The sequence below is a fragment of the Phenylobacterium sp. genome, assembly GCF_041913825.1.
Taxonomy (GTDB): domain Bacteria; phylum Pseudomonadota; class Alphaproteobacteria; order Caulobacterales; family Caulobacteraceae; genus Phenylobacterium.
Genome location: NZ_JAYSEO010000033.1, coordinates 1 through 17,410 on the forward strand (window position 1 = coordinate 1; position 17,410 = coordinate 17,410).

The window sequence follows — 17,410 nt, forward strand, 5'->3', positions numbered from 1 at the left end:
ACAGGTGCGAGCCGATGAAGCCGGCGCCGCCGGTGACCAGGATACGCTTCATGGCCTCGATGTTCCCCAGGGCCGGCCCTTAGGCCCGGCCCGTCGCCCCGTTCTTCCGCAGCACGGCGATATAGTAGCCGTTGTGCCAGTCGCTCTCCCGCCCGGTCACCGACGGCGTCGTGTCGTCCTCGGTGGTGCGGACCTCGATCTGGGTGAGCACCTCGAGGCCGAGGTCACGCACCGCGTCCAGGGTGCCCGCCCGCACGGCGGGCCAGTTCCAGTCGTCGCAGATGAACACAAACTCGTCGGTGAGCGCGTCCCAGGCGTAGGTCAGGGCGTCGTACTGGTCCTGGTACTCGTGCGGCCCGTCGAACAGGTAGACGTTGAACTTGCCCAGCGTCTTGTAGTCGACCTTGCGGAAGTCCTCGAAGAGCACGCTGGTGCGAGTCTGGACCGAGCAGCAGTTGGCCAGGTGGGCGAAGAAGTGGTTCACCGGGCCGCCGAACAGCGACCAGTTGTCGATCGCCGTGGCCTTCAGCGTGTTGCCGAAGATCGCCGAACAGAAGGTCGAGCCCGCCCAGGAGCCGATCTCCAGGTAGCGGGGGTTGCTGACGTTGGCGATGACGTTGTTCAGGAAGTAGCGGAACTTTCGGCCCGACATCCCCTGGATCTCGAGGACGAAGTCCGAGAGCTTGCCCTTCTCCTGCCGCGCGTCCTCGAAGGCGGCCTTGACGGCCTCGCTCAGGGACAGCACCGGGGTGACGGAGATGGCGGGCTCGCTGAAGGCGATCACCTCGGCCGTGGCGTTCTTCATGGGGGCGTCCCTTCAGATCAGGCGGCGGCGGCCGGCGTGAACGCCTGGCCGGATTGTGCTGTGAGGCCAGCCATGTAGCGGAGCAGGTTCATGCTGCCTGCGAAGTGCAGGAAGTAGCACTTGCCCAGCTCCTTGCGCATGTGGCCGACGATGTCGGCGAGCTCCTGCGGACCGGCGGCGGTGGTGGTGTGCGGGAAGTGCAGCGTCAGGATCTCCTGGACGATCCAGTTGAACCGCGCCGAGAGGCGGTGAATCAGGCCGCGGCGCCACAGCTCGTGCGAGAGGTGCGGCTGCTCGTAGAGCCGGCTCTTGCCTTCCATGGCGTAGGTGTCGAGGAAGACCTGGTTGTGGAGCCTAGGCGTCAGCACCATGACGCCCGTGTTGAGCATCGGCACGCCCTCTCCGGTGATCCCGTCCTCGGCCAGGCGGTTGGCCTCGTGGATCTGCCAGGCGCGGCCGGCGGCCTGGGGATCGACCGCCATGCCGTAGAGCCGCTCGAAGTAGATGTGCTTGTCGGCCTCGCTCATCTGGTCGCCCGAGACGCAGACGCCCACCAGCCCAGGGTCGGGGCAGCTCAGGGTGATGTCCGGCGCGGTCGGCGAGATGACGATGTCCGCGTCCACCCAGACGATTCGGTCGTAGAGGCTCGACCAGGGCTGGTCGAGGATCAGCAGTTTCTGCCAGGCCGGCGAGCGGGCCTGCCCACGCTCGGACGTGTCCAGGGCGCCGGTGATGACCACCAGGTCGAAGCCGTGGCGGTCGCAATAGGCCTGCCAGTTCGGAAGCGACATGGTCTGCCAGATGGCCTGGTACTCGTCGCCGATGACGACGGAGACGATCGCCTTGCGGTGGCCTGGCTTGAAGGTGACGCCCGGGCCCTGCACCACGAACATCAGGCGGCGCCCCGCAGGCTCGCCAGCGCGTCGCCGAAGCTGTCCTTGACCATGGTCTGACGCACCAGGTCGCGGTAGGCGGCGAGCAGTTGGGTGTTGTCCGAGAAGCAGTCCAGATAGGCCAGCATCTCATCGGGGACCTGGTTGAACAGCACCGCCATGCCGGACGGCGTGCGCGTCAGCAGCCGGGCCTGGAGGCCCGACACGGCCTGGTTCTGCTTCAGGCCCTCGGTCATCTTCCAGTTCACCACGTCGTGGAACAGGTAGACGCAGTCGTCGCCAGCCACTTCCCGGGCGCCGAGGAAGTCGGTGACGATCGCCTCGTTGGTATGCACCGCGTCGATCAGGACGAAGTCCACCGTGCCGTCCAGGTGCTCCGCGCAGGCCGGCTTGATCGCCTGGGGCGAAAGGCCGGCGACAGCGGCGATCTTCAGCTTGTGGTCGGCGGCCAGCTTGTTGGTCAGCTCGATGCCGGGCTCGTAAGGGTCGATGGCGACGATCTTCGCCTTCGGGAAGGTGAGCGCCAGCGCCACCGTGCTCCAGCCGTGAGCGTTGCCGATCACGAGGATGTTCTTCGGCTTCAGGTAGTCGCGGAGGTGCTCGAGGAACATGATCTCGAACAGCGACAGCCCCGCGCAGCCGACGATGCCGTTCCCGTCGAAGAAGCGGGTGAACGGCGCGTCCATCCAGTCGAACATGTGCTGGGTGGAGTGGCCGGTCAGCGGCTTCAGGCCCGCCGAATTATAGATCTCGTGGAGCTTCGGCAGGATCGTCATCGGCGGGCTTTCGACGGAGGGCTGGTCGTTGGGTTGAGGTTCAGGCGACGACGCGCTTGGGCCTGGCGCGCGCCGGCGGCGCGGCCTGGCCGTCGGCGGAGGCCGCGCGGTCTTCGGTCCACAGGAGGTTGTCGGCGGGGATCGGCCGTCGAAGGTGCGCCTTCGCCAGGCGCTCCAGGTAGAAGCCGTGGTAGTCCGGCACGGCCTGCATCTCGAGCGCCTCGTGGTCGAGGCCGGAGCCGATGTCGAGATAGGGCTTCAGGCCCGACAGGTCCGGCCGCGGCAGGCGTCCGGCCAGGTAGTCGGCGCACATGCCCTCGTAGAGGTCTTCCAGGCGGCTTGTGAGCGTGTCCATGTCGAACAGGTCGCAGGTGTCGCGGTTCGCCTCCAGCCGGACGCGGAGGGCGGCGAGCTGCGCCGGGTCGTTCGCCAGCTCGATCGCCCGCTCGACGTACTCGTCATGGGTGGCGCAGATCAGCTCCGGCAAGCCGGCGGCGCGCACAAGGCTGCCGCAGACGCGGGAGGCGAAGCCCCGGCCCGGCGTCGTCAGCACCGGCACGCCCATCCACAGCGCGTCGGACGCGGTGGTGTGCGCGCCGTAGGGCGCGGTGTCGAGGAACAGGTCGGCCAGGGGGTAGCGCGCCAGGTGCTGGTGATTGTGCATCTTCGGCGCGAAGACCAGCCGCGAGGCCGCCACCCCGTTCGCCTCGGCGAAGTCGCGCAGCCGCTGCTGGGTGGCCGGGATGGACTCCAGGAGCCACAGCACGCTGTTGGGCACACGCTTCAGGATCTCCATCCAGCGCTGGACGGTGAAGCGGGTGAACTTCTGCACGCCGTTGAAACAGCAGAACACGAAGGCGTCGTCCGGCAGTCCCGCCTCGGCCCGCGTCGGGCGCCGCTCGTCCACCTTCCGCTTGCGATCGTTGGGCTGATAGCAGGGCAGCCGCAGGACCTTTTCCGAGTAGTACATCTCGGAGTCCGGGGGGACGATGAAGTCGTCGGCGATGACGTACTGGTGGTACGGCGAGCCCATCGTGCCCGGGAAGCCCAGCCAGTTGACGATGATCGGCGCCGGGCGGCGGGCGAACAGCGCGCTGCGGGCGTCCCGGGTGTGGCCGTTCACGTCCACCAGGATGTCGACGCCGTCGGCGGCGATCCGCGCGGCGGCCTGGTCGTCGGTCATCTGGCGGATGTCGACGAAGTGCTCGATGGCGCCCTTGATCCGCTCGTGCAGCGCACCGAACGGCGGAATCCCGCAGTAGTAGGCGAAGACCTCGACCTTCGAACGGTCGTGCAGCTCGAAGAGCTCGGCCATCAGGTAGCCGATGGCGTGATCGCGCAGGTCGGACGAGACATAGCCCACCCGCAGGCGTCGGTCGGAAATGTCGAGGGGAGCGTCGCGGCGGTCGTTGGGGTTCTCGTCCGGCTCCGGCACCGCCGCCTCCACGAACCGGGCGGCGTTGGCCAGGTGGAACAGGGGGTCGTCGGTGTAGCAGCTCATGGACAACGGGTTGATGTTGCCCATCAGCGTCTTGCGAGTGACGTTCTCCCACGGCTGGATCACCGGCCACTCGAGCTGCCCGAGCCGCAGGGCGAAGAACTGCTCAATGACGTCACGCTGCTCGGGATTGATCTCGAGCGCGGTGCGGAGCGCCGCCTCGGCGAGGTCCGGTCGCTGGGTGTCGGAGCTCAGCCGGCCGATCTGCTTTAGGGCGGTGATCACGAAGCCGACGTTCTTGCCGGTGATCGCGCCGGGACGCTGCACCAAGGTGCGCCAGACCTCGATCCCCTGCTCCGGCTGGCCGCCGCGCTCCAGCACGCCGCCCAGATTGATGTAGGCCGGGGCGAAGTCGGGCGCGATGGCGATCGCGGTCTGCAGCGACTGGGCCGCGCCCGCCAGGTCGCCGGCGTCGCTCTGCAGGACCGCGCAGTTAAAATGCGCCACCTGGATCTGCGGGTGCTCGGGATTGAACTTCGCCCAGACCTGGTAGAGCTGCTGGGCCTCCGCCGACTGGCCGGCCATGGACAGCCTGGACGCCGCGTCGATCACCTCGCCGATGCCCAAGGCGCCGGTGGTGATCTTCTGCATGGCGGCGAGGAACGCGTTCTCGGACATCGAGCTCTCGGCATCTGCCTGCGCGCCCGCCCCGACGGGGGCCGGTCCGCGCGACGATTCGGACTAGGAAATCATCGCACGCCGTTCGGTCCGGACAATCGGCGCGAGGCCTCTGGAGGCCGGTCGCGCCATCACGCCGCACCCCAGCCGGAGGCCCTCCCCCGCCGAAGCGGGAGAAGGCCTCCGCTGGATCACGTGACCTGCAGGTAGGCGTCCACCTGGCCTTGGTCGACGTCCGTGCCGCCGACCTTGTCGAAGCTCTGCACCTGGGCCTCCGTGAAGGCGCTGGCCTGGGTGAAGGTCAGGTTCAGGATGCTGGTCGAGCTCAGGTGGTCGATCTGCGTGACCGTCAGGGCCGCCACCTGCTGGGTGGTGAGCGCGCCGATCTGCGTCGCCGTCAGGGCTTCGATGACCGAGGTGGTCAGGGCGGCGACCTGCTGGGTGGTGAGCGCGGCGACCTGGGTGGTCGTCAGCTCTTCCCAGTCCGAGACCGCGAGGCTGCCCACCTGGGTGGTGGTCAGGCCCTTGATCTGGGTCGAAGTCAGCGCCTGCACCTGGGTGGTGTTCAGGCTGGCGAAGTTGGTCGAGCCCAGGCCGCCCAGTTGCGTGGCCGTGAGGGCCTGCAGTTGGGTCGTCGTGAGGTCGCCCACGTCCTCCGTCGTCAGGTTGGCCAGTTGGGTGCTGGTCAGCGCCTTGATCTGGGTGGTGGTGAGCGCCTGCGCCTGGGTGGTGGTCAGGGCCGACAGGTTCGTCGAGCCGAGGCCGGCCACCTGGGTCGCTGTCAGGGCCGCGACCTGGGTCGACGTGAACTCCGCCACGTCGTCGGTGCTGATCCCGGCCATCTGCGTCGCCGTCAGGCCCTTGAGCTGAGTGGCGTCGAGGGCCTGCACCTCGGTCGTCGTCAAGGACGAGAGGTTGGTCGTCGACAGCGCGCCCAGTTGGGTCGAATTCAGCCCGCTCACCTGCGTCGAGGTAAACTTGTCGAAGTCGGCCGCGTCGAGGGTGCGGAGCTGCGTGGCCGTCAGGCCGCGCATCTGGGTCGAGTTGAGCGAGCCGAGCTGGTCGGTGTCGAAGGCCGACAGCGTGGTGGTGCTCAGGGCCCCGAGCTGAGTGGAGGTCAGCCCCTGCAGTTGGGTGCTGCTGAGCTCGGCCAGGTTGGTCGAGGACACCTGCAGGATCTGCGCGGCGGAGAGCGCCCCGATCTGCGTCGAGGTGAGCTCGGCCATGTCGTCCGTGCTCAGGCCCTGGAGCTGGGTGTTGCTCAGGCCCTTCACCTGGGTGGTGGTGAGCGCGCCCATCTGGGTCGAGTTCAGCGCCGACAGGTTAGCCGCGCCGAGCGCCGCCACCTGAGCGGAGGAGAGCGAAGCGATCTGGGTCGACGTGAAGTCGGCCATGTCCTCGGTCGCCATCGCCGACAGTTGCGACGTGGTCAGGCCCTTCACCTGCGTCTCGGTCAGGGATTGCACTTGGGTCGAGGTGAGCGCGGTGAAGTTGGTCGAACCCATCCCAGCCAGTTGGGTCGCCGAGAGCGCCTGGAGCTGGGTGGTCGTCAGGTCGGCCACGTCTTCCGTGGTCATCCCCGCCAGTTGGGCGTTCGTCAGTCCCTTCATCTGGGTCGTCGTGAGCGCCTGGGCCTGGGTGGTGTTCAGGGCCGACAGGTTGGTGGCGCCCATGCCCGCCACCTGGGTGGCAGTCAGGGAGGCGATCTGGGTCGAGGTGAACTCGCCCACGTCGTCCGTGGCGATGCCCGCGAGCTGGGTGCCGGTGAGGCCCTTCAGTTGCGTGCTGGTGAGGGTCTGGGCCTCGGTCGTGGTCAGCGACGAGAGGTTCGTCGTCGACAGCGCGCCGAGCTGGGTCGAGTTCAGGCCCGTGACCTGGGTCGAGGTGAGCTTGTCGAACTCGGCCGCGTCGAGACCGCGGAGCTGGGTCGCCGTCAGGCCGGCCACCTGGGTCGTGTTCAGCGAGCCGAGCTGGTCGGTGTCGAACGCCGCGAGCGCGGTGGTCGTGAGACCGCCGATCTGGCTCGACGTCAGCCCCTGCATCTGGGTGGTGCTGAGCTCCGACAGGTTGGTGGTGGTGATCGCCAGCAGTTGGGCGGCGGTGAGGGCGCCGAGCTGCGTGGAGGTGATCTCCGCCATGTCATCGGTCGTCAGCCCCTCCAGTTGGGCGGTGGTCAGCGCCTTGAACTGGGTGGTGGTCAACGCGCCCATCTGGGTGCTGTCGAGCGCCGACAGATTGGTCGCCCCCATGCCGCCGACCTGGGTGGCGGTCAGCGCCTGCACCTGGGTGGAGGTGAAGTCCGCCATGTCGTCGGTGGCGAGGCCGGAGAGCTGGGCGGTCGAGAGGCCCTTGAGCTGCGTGTCGGTCAGGGACCGGACCTGGGTGGAGCTAAGGGCCGCGAAGTTGGTCGAGCCCATCCCCGCCAGTTGGGTCGCCGAGAGCGCCTGGAGCTGGGTGGTCGTCAGGTCGGCCACGTCTTCCGTGGTCATCCCAGCCAGCTGGGCGGTGGTCAGGCCCTTGATCTGAGTGGTCGTCAGCGCCTGGGCCTGGGTCGTGTTCAGGGCGGACAGGTTCGTCGCGCCCATCCCGGCCACCTGGGTGGCGGTCAGCGAGGCCACCTGCGTCGACGTGAACTCGGCCACGTCGTCGGTGCTGATGCCGGCCAGTTGCGAGGCCGTCAGGCCCTTGAGCTGGGTGCTGGTCAGCGTCTGCGCTTCCGTGGTGGTCAGCGACGAGAGGTTCGTCGTCGACAGCGCGCCGAGCTGGGTCGAGTTCAGCGCGGTCACCTGGGTGGAGGTGAGCTTGTCGAACTCGGCCGGGTCGAGGCCACGGAGCTGGGTCGCCGTCAGGCCGGCCACCTGGGTCGTGTTCAGCGAACCGAGCTGGTCGGTGTCGAAGGCGGCGAGCGCCGTGGTGGTCAGCGCGCCGACCTGCGTGGACGTCAGGCCCTGCAGTTGCGTCGTGCTCAGCTCGGCCAGGTTGGTGGACGAGATCTGCAGGATCTGGGCGGCGCTCAGCGCCCCGAGCTGGGTCGAGGTCAGCTCGGCCATGTCGTCAGTGCTGAGACCCTGGAGCTGGGTGTTGGTCAGCCCCTTCACCTGGTCCGTCGTCAGGCTGCCCATCTGGGTGGTGTCGAGCGCCGACAGGTTCGCCGCGCCAAGGGCCGCCACCTGCGTGGCGGACATCGCCTGGACCTGGGTCGAGGTGAAGTCGGCCATGTCCTCCGTGGCCATGCCGGAAAGCTGGGCGGTGGACAGACCCTTGATCTGGGTCGTCGTCAGGGACTGGACCTGGGTCGAGGTCAGGGCCGTGAAGTTGGTCGAGCCCATGCCCGCGAGCTGGGTCGCCGAGAGCGCCTGGAGCTGGGTGGTCGTCAGGTCGGCCACGTCTTCCGTGGTCATCCCAGCCAGCTGGGCGGTGGTCAGGCCCTTGATCTGGGTTGTCGTCAGCGCCTGGGCCTGGGTGGTGTTCAGGGCCGACAGGTTGGTGGCGCCCATACCCGCCACCTGCGTGGCGCTCAGCGAGGCCACCTGGGTGGAGGTCAGTTCGGCGATGTCGTCCGTCGTCACGCCCGCGAGCTGAGTGCCGGTGAGGCCCTTCAGTTGCGTGCTGGTCAGCGTCTGGGCCTCGGTGGTGGTCAGCGACGACAGGTTGGTCGTCGACAGCGCCCCGAGCTGGGTCGAGCTCAGGCCGGTCACCTGGGTGGAGGTGAGCTTGTCGAAGTCGGCGGCGTCGAGCGTGCGGAGCTGCGTCGCGGTCAGGCCGGCCACCTGGGTCGTGTTCAGCGAGCCGAGCTGGTCGGTGTCGAGCGCCGACAGCGTCGTCGTGGTCAGCGAGCCGACCTGCGTCGAGGTCAGCCCCTGGAGCTGGGTCGTGGTGAGCTCGGCCAGGTTGGTCGAGCTGATCTTCTGCAGTTGGGCGGGCGTCAGCGCGCCGATCTGCGTGGAGGTCAGCTCGGCCATGTCGTCGGTCGTGAGACCTTCGAGCTGCGCCGTGGTCAGGCCCTTCACCTGGGTGGTGGTGAGCGCGCCCATCTGGGTGGAGTTCAGAGCCGAGAGGTTCGTCGCCCCCATGCCGCCGATCTGGGTCGCGGTCAGCGCCTGGATCTGGGTGGAGGTGAAGTCCGCCATGTCCTCGGTGGCCATGCCGGCGAGCTCGGCGGTGGAGAGGCCCTTGATTTGGGTCGTGGTCAGCGACTGGACCTGGGTCGAGGTCAGGGCGCTGAAGTTGGTGGAGCCCATGCCCGCCAGTTGGGTGGCGGAGAGCGCCTGGAGCTGGGTGGTCGTCAGGTCGCCGACGTCTTCCGTCGTCATCCCGGCGAGCTGGGTGTTGGTCAGCGCCTTCACCTGGGTGGTGGTCAGCGCCTGGGCCTGAGTGGTGTTCAGGGCGGACAGGTTGGTCGAGCCCATGCCCGCCACCTGGGTCGCGCTCAGCGAGGCCACCTGGGTGGAGGTCAGCTCGCCCACGTCATCGGTGCTGATGCCGGCAAGCTGGGTGCCGGTCAGGCCCTTGAGCTGGGTGCTGGTCAGCGTCTGGGCCTCGGTGGTGGTCAGCGACGACAGGTTCGTCGTCGAGAGCGCCCCGAGCTGGGTCGAGTTCAGCGCCGTCACCTGGGTCGAGGTGAGCTTGTCGAAGTCCGCCGAGTCGATCGTGCGGAGCTGGGTCGCCGTGAAGCCGGCCACCTGGGTCGTGTTCAGCGAGCCGAGCTGGTCGGTGTCGAGCGCCGACAGCGTCGTCGTGGTCAGCGAGCCGACCTGCGTCGAGGTCAGCCCCTGGAGCTGGGTCGTGGTGAGCTCGGCCAGGTTGGTCGAGCTGATCTTCTGCAGTTGGGCGGGCGTCAGCGCGCCGATCTGCGTGGAGGTCAGCTCGGCCATGTCGTCGGTCGTGAGACCTTCGAGCTGGGCCGTCGTGATGCCCTTCACCTGGGTGGTGGTCAGAGCGCCCATCTGCGTCGAGTTGAGCGCGGACAGGTTGGTGGCCCCCATGCCGCCGATCTGGGTCGCCGAGAGCGCCTGGATCTGCGTCGAGGTGAAGTCCGCCATGTCCTCGGTGGCCATGCCGGCAAGCTGGGCGGTGGACAGGCCCTTGATCTGGGTCGTGGTCAGCGCCTGGACCTGGGTCGAGGTCAGGGCGCTGAAGTTGGTGGAGCCCATGCCCGCGAGCTGCGTCGCCGAGAGCGCCTGGAGCTGGGTCGTCGTCAGGTCGCCGACGTCTTCCGTCGTCATCCCGGCGAGCTGAGTGTTGGTCAGCGCCTTCACCTGCGTCGAAGTCAGCGCCTGGGCCTGGGTGGTGTTGAGCGCCGACAGGTTGGTCGCGCCCATGCCGGCCACTTGGGTGGCCGTCAGCGAGCCGATCTGGGTCGAGGTGAACTCGCCCACGTCATCGGTGCTGATCCCGGCGAGCTGGGTGCCGGTCAGGCCCTTCAGTTGGGTGGCGTCGAGCGCCTGCGCCTCGGTGGTCGTCAGGGACGACAGGTTGGTCGTGGACAGCGCGCCGAGCTGGGTCGACGTCAGCGACGTCACCTGGGTGGAGGTAAACTTGTCGAAGTCCGCCGCGTCCAGAGTCCGGAGCTGGGTCGCGGTCAGGCCGCGGAGCTGGGTGGTGTTCAGCGAGCCGAGTTGGTCGGTGTCGAGCGCCGACAGCGTCGTGGTCGTCAGCGAGCCCACCTGAGTGGACGTCAGGCCCTGGAGCTGGGTCGTCGTGAGTTCGCCGAGGTTGGTGGAGGAGACCTTCTGCAGTTGGGCCGGCGTCAGCGCGCCGATCTGCGTGGAGGTCAGCTCGGCCATGTCGTCGGTCGTGAGACCTTCGAGCTGCGCCGTGGTCAGGCCCTTCACCTGGGTGGTGGTCAGCGCGCCCATCTGGGTCGAGTTGAGCGCCGTAAGATTGGTCGCCCCCAGCCCGCCGACCTGGGTGGCGGTCAGCGCCTGGACCTGGGTCGAGGTGAAGTCCGCCATGTCCTCGGTGGCCATGCCGGAGAGCTGCGCGGTCGACAGGCCCTTGATCTGGGTCGTCGTCAGCGCCTGCACCTGGGTCGAGCTCAGGGCCGCGAAGTTCGTCGAGCCCATGCCCGCCAGTTGGGTGCCGGACAGCGCCTGGAGCTGGGTGGTGGTCAGGTCGGCGATGTCGTCGGTGCTCATCCCCGCGAGCTGCTGGGTGGTGAGCGCCTTCATCTGGGTGGTGGTCAGCGCCTGGGCCTGGGTGGTGTTCAGGGCCGACAGGTTCGTGGAGCCCATGCCGGCGACCTGGGTGGCGCTCAGCGAGGCGATCTGGGTCGAGGTGAACTCGCCCACGTCGTCGGTGCTGATGCCGGCCATCTGGGTGGCCGTCAGGCCCTTGAGCTGGGTCGCGTCGAGCGCCTGCGCCTCGGTGGTGGTCAGCGACGACAGGTTAGTCGTCGACAGGGCGCCGAGCTGGGTCGCGCTGAACGCGGTCACCTGGGTGGAGGTGAACTTGTCGAACTCCGCCGCGTCCAGGCCGCGGAGCTGGCTGGTCGTCAGGCCCTTGAGCTGGGTGGTGGTGAGCGCGCCGATCTTGTCGGTGTCGAGCGCCGAAAGCGTCGTCGTGGTCAGGGCGCCGATCTGCGTCGAGGTGAGGCCCTGAAGCTGGGTCGAGGTCAGCTCGGCGATGTTCTCCGAGGCGATCTTCTGCAGTTGGACGGTGCTGAGCGCGCCGAGCTGGGTCGAGGTCAGCTCGCTCATGTCGGCGGTGGCCAGGCCCTGGAGCTGGGTGGTGGTCAGCCCCTTGATCTGGGTGGTCGTCAGCGCGCCCATCTGGGTCGTGTCGAGGGCGGAGAGGTTGCTAGCCCCGAGGCCGGCGACCTGCGCGGCGCTCAGCGCCTGGATCTGGGTCGAGGTGAAGTCCGCCATGTCCTCGGTGGCCATGCCGGCGAGTTGGGCGGTGGACAGCCCCTTGATCTGGGTCGTCGTCAGCGCTTGGACCTGGGTCGAGGTCAGCGCCGTGAAGTTGGTGGATCCCATGCCGGCCAGTTGCGTGGCCGACAGCGCCTGAAGCTGGGTCGTGGTCAGGTCCGCCACGTCGTCCGTGCTCATCCCGGCGAGCTGCTGGGTGGTGAGCGACTTCATCTGGGTCGAGGTGATCGCCTGGGCCTGGGTGGTGTCCAGGGCGGCGAAGTTGGTCGAGCCCATGCCGGCGAGCTGGGTGCCCGTCAGCGAGGCGATCTGGGTCGAGGTGAACTCGGCGATGTCGTCGGTGGTCAGGCCGACGAGCTGGGTCCCGGTCAGCCCCTTGAGCTGGGTGGCGTCGAGCGCCTGGACCTGCGTCGTGTCCATCGACGACAGGTTCGTCGTCGACAGCGCGCCCACCTGGGTCGAGGTGAGCGTGGAGAGCTGCGTCGAGGTCAGCTTGGCGAAGTTGGCGGCATCGAGGTTGCGGATCTGCGACGCCGTCAGCCCGCGGATCTGGGTGCTGTTCAGCGAGCCGAGCTGATCGCTGTCGAGGCTGGACAGCGCCGTCGTCGTCAGGGCGCCGATCTGGGTGGTGGTCAGGCCCTGGAGCTGGGTGGTGGTGAGTTCGGCCAGGTTGGTGGTGGTCACCGCCCCGAGCTGAGCGGCCGTCAGGGCGCCGAGCTGGGTCGAAGTGAGCTCGACCACGTCGTCCGTGCTCATGCCCTGGAGCTGGGCGAGCGTCAGCCCCTTCACCTGGGTCGTGGTCAGCGCCTGCACCTGGGTGGAGTCCAGGGCGGAGAAGTTCGTCGCCCCCATGCCGGCGAGCTGGGTCGCCGTCAGCGCCGAGATCTGGGTGGAGGTGAACTCCGCCATGTCGTCGGTCGTCAGGCCCGACAGTTGGGCGGTCGTCAGACCCTTCACCTGGGTGGTGGTGAGCGACTGCACCTGCGTCGTAGTCAGGGCGCCAAGATTCGTGGCGCCGAGCGCGGCCACCTGGGTGGCGGACAGGGCCTGGAGCTGGGTCGTCGTCAGCTCGGCCACGTCATCGGTGGTCAGGCTCGAGAGCTGGCTGCTGGTCAGGCCCTTCACCTGGGTGGTGGTCAGCGCCTGCATCTGCGTCGTGTCCAGCGCCGAGAAGGCGGTGGTGGTCAGCGCGCCGAGCTGGGTGGCCGTCAGCGACGAGATCTGCGTCGACGTGAACTCCGCCACGTCAGAGTCGCTCAACGAGCGCATCTGGGTGGAGGTCAGCGCCTTCACTTGGGTGGTGTCGAGCGCCTGGATCTGGGTGGTGTCGAGCGCGCCGACGCTCGAAGTGGTCAGGGCCGCCAGTTGCGTCGAGGCGAGGCCGCGAAGCTGGGTGGTGGTGAACTCCGCCATGTCGGCGGCCGCGAGGCCCGAGAGCTGGCTGGTCGTCAGGCCCTTGAGCTGCGTCGTGGTGAGCTGCTGGAAGGTGGCCGTGTCGAGCGAGTTCAGATTGGTGGTGCTGAGCGCGCCGAGCTGGGTGGCGTTGAAGCCCGCCACCTGGGTGGAGGACAGCTCGGCGAAGTCGTCCGAGGACAGGCCCCGGATCTGCGTGGCCGTCAGGCCGCTGAGCTGGGTGGAGGTCAGCTCCTGCATCTGCGCCGTGTCGAGCGCCGACAGGTTGGTCGCGGTGACCGAGGCGAGCTGGGTCGAGGTGAGGCCGCCGAGCTGGGTGGTGGTCAGCGACGAGAACTGGGTCGAGTCGAAGGTGCGGATCTGCGAGGTGGTCAGGGAGCCGAGCTGGGTCGAGGTGAACTCGCCCATGTCGGCCGCGGTCAGGCCGCGGATCTGGGTGTTGGTGAGCGCCTTGACCTGCGTGGAGGTCAGCCCCTGGATCTGGGTGGAATCCAGCGCCGCCAGGCTGGTGGAGGAGAGCGCCGCGAGCTGCGTCGACTTCAGCGCCGTCAGCCGGGTGGTGTCGAAGTTGGTGACCTGGGTGGTGGTCAGCGCCCCCATCTGGATCGAGTTGAACATCCCGAGCTGAGTGGTGTCGAACACCACCGCGTTCTGGAAGTACGGGATCTGGTTGGCCGTGAGCCCCTTCACCGAGTTCGCGGTGATCGCATTGACCTGGGTGCTGCTCAGCGCCGAGATCCCGGTGGTGCTCAGCGCCCCGACCTGAGCCGACGAGAGCTGGCTCATGTCGGTGGTCGACAGGTTCTGGATTGTCGTGACCGACAGCGCCGCGATCTGCTGCGTCGAGAGGCTGGAGATACCCATTAGTCCACCTTGTCGAGTGTAGGCGCCGGGATTGGTCGGTCAGCTAAGAAAAAAGAAGAACACAAACTCGCACTGGTGCTTTTCGCACCCGCTACGCAGATCAGGAGTCCCTTACCATCTCGTTACACTGAGTCGTTCCGCCTGCGCCGTTGCACGCCAGGCTGAGGCCGAAGGACGCAGCACCGCCTCATTTTTCCTGCGAGGACTTGCGCAGACTGTGGCAGGTTGCCGCACCGTCTAGATTTCGCCTCAATTGAGCTCCGACGGCCGCCGCCTTGCGGCGAGACGCCAAGGCCAAGCTCAAAGCCGAGCGGTTGCAATGTATTGGGCCGATACGGCGCAGCTTCTGGTCCGTGGTCGGAGGAAGCTTCGCCTATCTGCGGGGATTCCCGTTCTGCGGGATGGATTTACTGCTGCGACATCTTGCAGGGGCGAGCGCGCAGGCCACGCCCGGTAGTTGTCCAATGCACGCCACGCGCGTGTCGGACCTGCCGGAAGCCCGGTCCGGTTGCTCACCCCACGGATCGTCTTGACCCGACTTCGGATGCCTTTCGCCCGATTCGCACAGGACCGCCGCGGCGCCGCCGCGGTGGAGATGGCCCTGCTCGCGCCGATTCTCCTGCTGATCCTGGGCGGGCTCTTCGACACCTCGCGGCTGGTCTTCCAGACCATGCAGGTGAACGCCACGGCCCAGGCGGGCGTGGACTTCGCGCTCAACCACCCGTGGGACGCGGCCGCTGTGCGGGCCGCCGCAGAGAGCGCGACCGACCTGCCGGAGACGGTGGCCCTCCCGGAGCGACGCATCCGCTGCGTGGCCGGCGGCAAGATCGTGGACTGCGCCGATCCCGCCGGCGGCGCTCCCTACGTCACCGTGACCGCCACCCTGCCCTTCGTCCCGATCACCCCTGGCGCCGGACTGGCCATGCCTGAAGCGCTGACGGCGACCGCCACGGCGAGGACGCCATGACGCTGGCCCGCAGGGTCGCGGCCTGCACCCGCGGCGGCACGGCGGTGGAGTTCGCACTCATCCTGCCGCTCCTTCTCCTCTTCCTGCTGGGCGCGATGGAGTACGCGCGCCTGGCCTGGGTGCAGTCCACTCTCACGTATGCGGTCCAGGACGCCTCGCGCTGCAGCGCCGTGCGGCCCGACGTCTGCGGCGACGCCGCCAAGATCACCGCCTACGTGCAGGCGAGGACCGGCCTGCTGCTGCCGGCCCCGGGCGAGCCGACGCTGCCGATCGCCGTCACCGTCGTCGCCGACCCGACCTGCGGCGCCCGCATCACGGCCGAGGCCTCGCCGCAGTGGATCCTCTGGCCGATCTTCGGCGCCCGGCGGACCATCACGGCCGCCGCCTGCCGGAGCCGCGTCGCATGAGCCGCACATCGCTCGGCCTAATCGCAGACGACCGCACCGGGGCGACCGCGGTGGTCACCGGCCTGCTGATGGTGGTGGGCCTGGGGTTCGTCGGCCTGGGCGTAGATGTGGGCGCAGCCTACGCCGCGCAGCGCCGGGCCCAGGCGGCCGCGGACTCCGCGGCCTACACGGCCGCCGTGGCGCTCTGGAAGGGCGCCGGCGCCGCCGCCACCGAGGACCAGGGCAAGGCCGTGGTCGCGGGCTACGGGCTCGAGGGCGGCGGGATCTCCACCACGGTGACCCTGCTTCCGCAGTACGCCGCGCCGGGCGGCCAGCCCGCGGCAGGCGCAGTGGAGGTGGTCGTCACTCGGCCGTTCCAGCGGTTCTTCTCGCAGTTGATCACCAGGGACGCCTACGTCATCGAGGCGCGCGCCGTGGCCGCCCAGGGCGCAGCGGGCGACGGCTGCGTGCTGTCGCTGAACCCCACCGCCCTGCAGGCCATCTGGCTGAACGGCGCCTTCGACCTCACCCTCGACGGCTGCTCGATGCACGGCAATTCGAACCACGCCTGGGCGCTGCTGGCCAACGGCGCGAGCACGGTGCGGGCCAAGAGCATCGAGGTGGTCGGCGGCGCCACCCTGAACGGCGGCGCAGTGCTCCAGCCGTCGGCCACCACAGGCGTCAGGGCCGTCGCGGACCCATACGCCGATCTCAAGATCCCGCCCTACAGCGGCTGCAACGAGACCACCGCCAAGGTGGTCGAGGCGCGCGCATCCACCGACCCGCCGCAGCGGCTCGGCACGGCCGGAGGAACCCACGTCTTCTGCAGGGGTCTGACGATCAACGGCCCTGCCCGCGGCAGCGGCAAGAAGACGGGCGTTGTCTTCGAACCCGGGCTCTATGTGGTGAAGGGGGGCGATCTCGTCATCAACGGTGACACCACCGTGGTGGGCGAAGGCGTAACCTTCGTGCTGACCAGCGACGGGACGGCGGCACCGGCGAAGGTGAAGATCAACGGCGGGTCGAACGTGACTCTCTCGGCGCCGGTGGACGGCGCGAAGGCGGGGCTGCCCGGCGTGCTGTTCTTCCAGGACCGCAAGACCGGGGCGTTCGACAACGAGATCAACGGTGGCGCGAACAGCAGCTTCACCGGCGCCCTCTACTTCCCCAAGCAGACTCTTAACTTCAACGGCAACGGGATGACCGCCGGCGGCGGCTGCACCCAGCTCATCGCCGACAAGCTGAAGTTCAGCGGCTCCGGCAAGCTCGCGCTCAACTGCGCCGGCAAAGGCACGCGTGGCTTTGGCGGCGCCAGCGTGAAGCTCATGGAATAGTCACGCTAGAGCCAAGCTTCACCTTAGACCATTTGGCCCGTTTTGGGCCAAAACGTGGCGGAGCGAAGTTGACTTCCATGCGGCATGTCGCTCCGGACCGCTCGTTACTAGTCCTCGCCTTCTCTATGTACCCTGGGTGGTCCGAAATGTCGCAGACCACAACCATTGCGATTGGTTAACACCATCTGTATTCCAGTTCGGGTCGGAGGGGCGGCCTCGAACACTTGCCCCACAATCCCGATGCACATCAGCAAGGGGCATTCCAATGACCAAGATCCTCAAGAAGCTCGCCAGCGACCGCAGCGGCGCCACCGCCATCGAGTACGGCCTGATCGCCGGCTTCATCGCGCTCGCGATGGTTGCGGCCCTGCCGAACATTCAAACCGGCGTGAAGGAAAAGTTCGACGGCGTCGCCAAGGGCCTCGGCCACGAAGTGGCTCAGGAGAAGGCGGACTAACGCCTCAGCCTCTCGCGCTTCAGGCGTGACGCCCGTGCAGCAGATCCTCCTGGCCGGCGGCCTCGCCGCCGCCATGGCAGGGCTGATGTGGGCCGGCGTCAGCGACTTGCGGCGCTACCGGATCCCGAACCGCGCATGCGGGCTCGTGGCGGGGAGCTACCTCCTCGCCGCGGCCGGCCTGCCCCTCGGGACCTGGCTGGCCGGCGCCGCCGCCGGCTTCGCCCTCCTCCTCGTCGGCGTGGCCCTGTTCTCGCGGGGCTGGGTCGGCGGAGGCGACGTGAAGCTGGCGGCCGCCGCCGCCCTCTGGGCCGGACCGGGGTTGCTCTCGAACTTCGCCGTCGTGACCGCCGTCAGCGGCGCAGCGCTGGCGGCGGTCCTGCTGAGCCCCGCCCGGCGCTTCTTTCCCCGGCCGCCCGAGCCGGTCGCACAGGATTTCCGCCAGCCCATGCCCTTCGGGGTCCCGCTGGCGCTCGGCGGCGCATGCGTCTGCGTCGTCCGATTAGCACCTCTCCTGCAGGGAGCCTGAGTTC

10 protein-coding genes are annotated in these 17,410 nt (G+C 68.4%); 5 read left to right on the plus strand and 5 right to left on the minus strand.

Annotated features, from left to right (window positions below):
- Nucleotides 1-79: 79 nt before the first annotated feature.
- The 5 genes from ACE3Q8_RS20800 to ACE3Q8_RS20820 form a co-directional block, all read right to left on the minus strand.
- Nucleotides 80-805, minus strand: a complete 726-nt coding sequence (locus tag ACE3Q8_RS20800; protein ID WP_374472504.1) for a class I SAM-dependent methyltransferase — start codon at nt 803-805, stop codon at nt 80-82.
- A gap of 17 nt (nt 806-822) precedes the next feature.
- Nucleotides 823-1,698 carry a hypothetical protein gene (locus ACE3Q8_RS20805; RefSeq protein ID WP_374472505.1) on the minus strand — a complete coding sequence of 292 codons (876 nt, stop codon included), beginning with the start codon at nt 1,696-1,698 and terminating at the stop codon, nt 823-825.
- On the minus strand, nt 1,698-2,474 hold the full coding sequence (locus ACE3Q8_RS20810; RefSeq protein ID WP_374472507.1) for a class I SAM-dependent methyltransferase: 777 nt from the start codon (nt 2,472-2,474) through the stop codon (nt 1,698-1,700). The genes ACE3Q8_RS20805 and ACE3Q8_RS20810 overlap by 1 nt, the downstream gene beginning before the upstream one ends.
- 40 nt (nt 2,475-2,514) lie before the next feature.
- Nucleotides 2,515-4,590: an N-acetylglucosamine transferase gene (locus ACE3Q8_RS20815; protein ID WP_374472509.1), complete on the minus strand. Its 2,076-nt coding sequence runs from the start codon at nt 4,588-4,590 to the stop codon at nt 2,515-2,517.
- Nucleotides 4,591-4,781: 191 nt separating this feature from the next.
- The gene (locus ACE3Q8_RS20820) at nt 4,782-13,736 is read right to left on the minus strand and encodes a beta strand repeat-containing protein (protein ID WP_374472511.1); all 8,955 of its coding nucleotides are present in this window, start codon (nt 13,734-13,736) and stop codon (nt 4,782-4,784) included.
- Between the two features lie 544 nt (nt 13,737-14,280).
- Between ACE3Q8_RS20820 and ACE3Q8_RS20825 the strand changes: the two genes are divergently transcribed.
- The 5 genes from ACE3Q8_RS20825 to ACE3Q8_RS20845 all read left to right on the plus strand — a co-directional run bounded on the left by ACE3Q8_RS20825 (nt 14,281) and on the right by ACE3Q8_RS20845 (nt 17,406).
- Nucleotides 14,281-14,703, plus strand: coding sequence for a TadE/TadG family type IV pilus assembly protein (locus ACE3Q8_RS20825; protein ID WP_374472513.1), 423 nt, complete (start codon nt 14,281-14,283; stop codon nt 14,701-14,703).
- Entirely contained in the window at nt 14,700-15,110 is a 411-nt protein-coding gene (locus ACE3Q8_RS20830) for a TadE/TadG family type IV pilus assembly protein (protein ID WP_374472515.1), read from the plus strand. Before ACE3Q8_RS20825 ends, ACE3Q8_RS20830 begins: the two co-directional genes overlap by 4 nt.
- A complete protein-coding gene (locus ACE3Q8_RS20835) occupies nt 15,107-16,423 on the plus strand; it encodes a pilus assembly protein TadG-related protein (RefSeq protein WP_374472517.1) in 1,317 nt (438 codons plus the stop codon). The genes ACE3Q8_RS20830 and ACE3Q8_RS20835 overlap by 4 nt, the downstream gene beginning before the upstream one ends.
- Before the next feature lie 265 nt (nt 16,424-16,688).
- Nucleotides 16,689-16,880 carry a Flp family type IVb pilin gene (locus tag ACE3Q8_RS20840; protein WP_374472519.1) on the plus strand — a complete coding sequence of 64 codons (192 nt, stop codon included), beginning with the start codon at nt 16,689-16,691 and terminating at the stop codon, nt 16,878-16,880.
- 34 nt (nt 16,881-16,914) lie between these two features.
- Nucleotides 16,915-17,406, plus strand: a complete 492-nt coding sequence (locus ACE3Q8_RS20845; RefSeq protein WP_374472521.1) for a prepilin peptidase — start codon at nt 16,915-16,917, stop codon at nt 17,404-17,406.
- Nucleotides 17,407-17,410: the final 4 nt, after the last annotated feature.

What these genes read in the sequence shown, in the direction of transcription:
- ACE3Q8_RS20800 (WP_374472504.1), bottom strand. Translation starts at nt 805, where the DNA reads ATGAAGAACGCCACGGCCGAGGTGATCGCCTTCAGCGAGCCCGCCATC.
- ACE3Q8_RS20805 (WP_374472505.1), bottom strand. Translation starts at nt 1,698, where the DNA reads ATGTTCGTGGTGCAGGGCCCGGGCGTCACCTTCAAGCCAGGCCACCGC.
- ACE3Q8_RS20810 (WP_374472507.1), bottom strand. Translation starts at nt 2,474, where the DNA reads ATGACGATCCTGCCGAAGCTCCACGAGATCTATAATTCGGCGGGCCTG.
- ACE3Q8_RS20815 (WP_374472509.1), bottom strand. Translation starts at nt 4,590, where the DNA reads ATGTCCGAGAACGCGTTCCTCGCCGCCATGCAGAAGATCACCACCGGC.
- ACE3Q8_RS20820 (WP_374472511.1), bottom strand. Translation starts at nt 13,736, where the DNA reads ATGGGTATCTCCAGCCTCTCGACGCAGCAGATCGCGGCGCTGTCGGTC.
- ACE3Q8_RS20825 (WP_374472513.1), top strand. Translation starts at nt 14,281, where the DNA reads ATGCCTTTCGCCCGATTCGCACAGGACCGCCGCGGCGCCGCCGCGGTG.
- ACE3Q8_RS20830 (WP_374472515.1), top strand. Translation starts at nt 14,700, where the DNA reads ATGACGCTGGCCCGCAGGGTCGCGGCCTGCACCCGCGGCGGCACGGCG.
- ACE3Q8_RS20835 (WP_374472517.1), top strand. Translation starts at nt 15,107, where the DNA reads ATGAGCCGCACATCGCTCGGCCTAATCGCAGACGACCGCACCGGGGCG.
- ACE3Q8_RS20840 (WP_374472519.1), top strand. Translation starts at nt 16,689, where the DNA reads ATGACCAAGATCCTCAAGAAGCTCGCCAGCGACCGCAGCGGCGCCACC.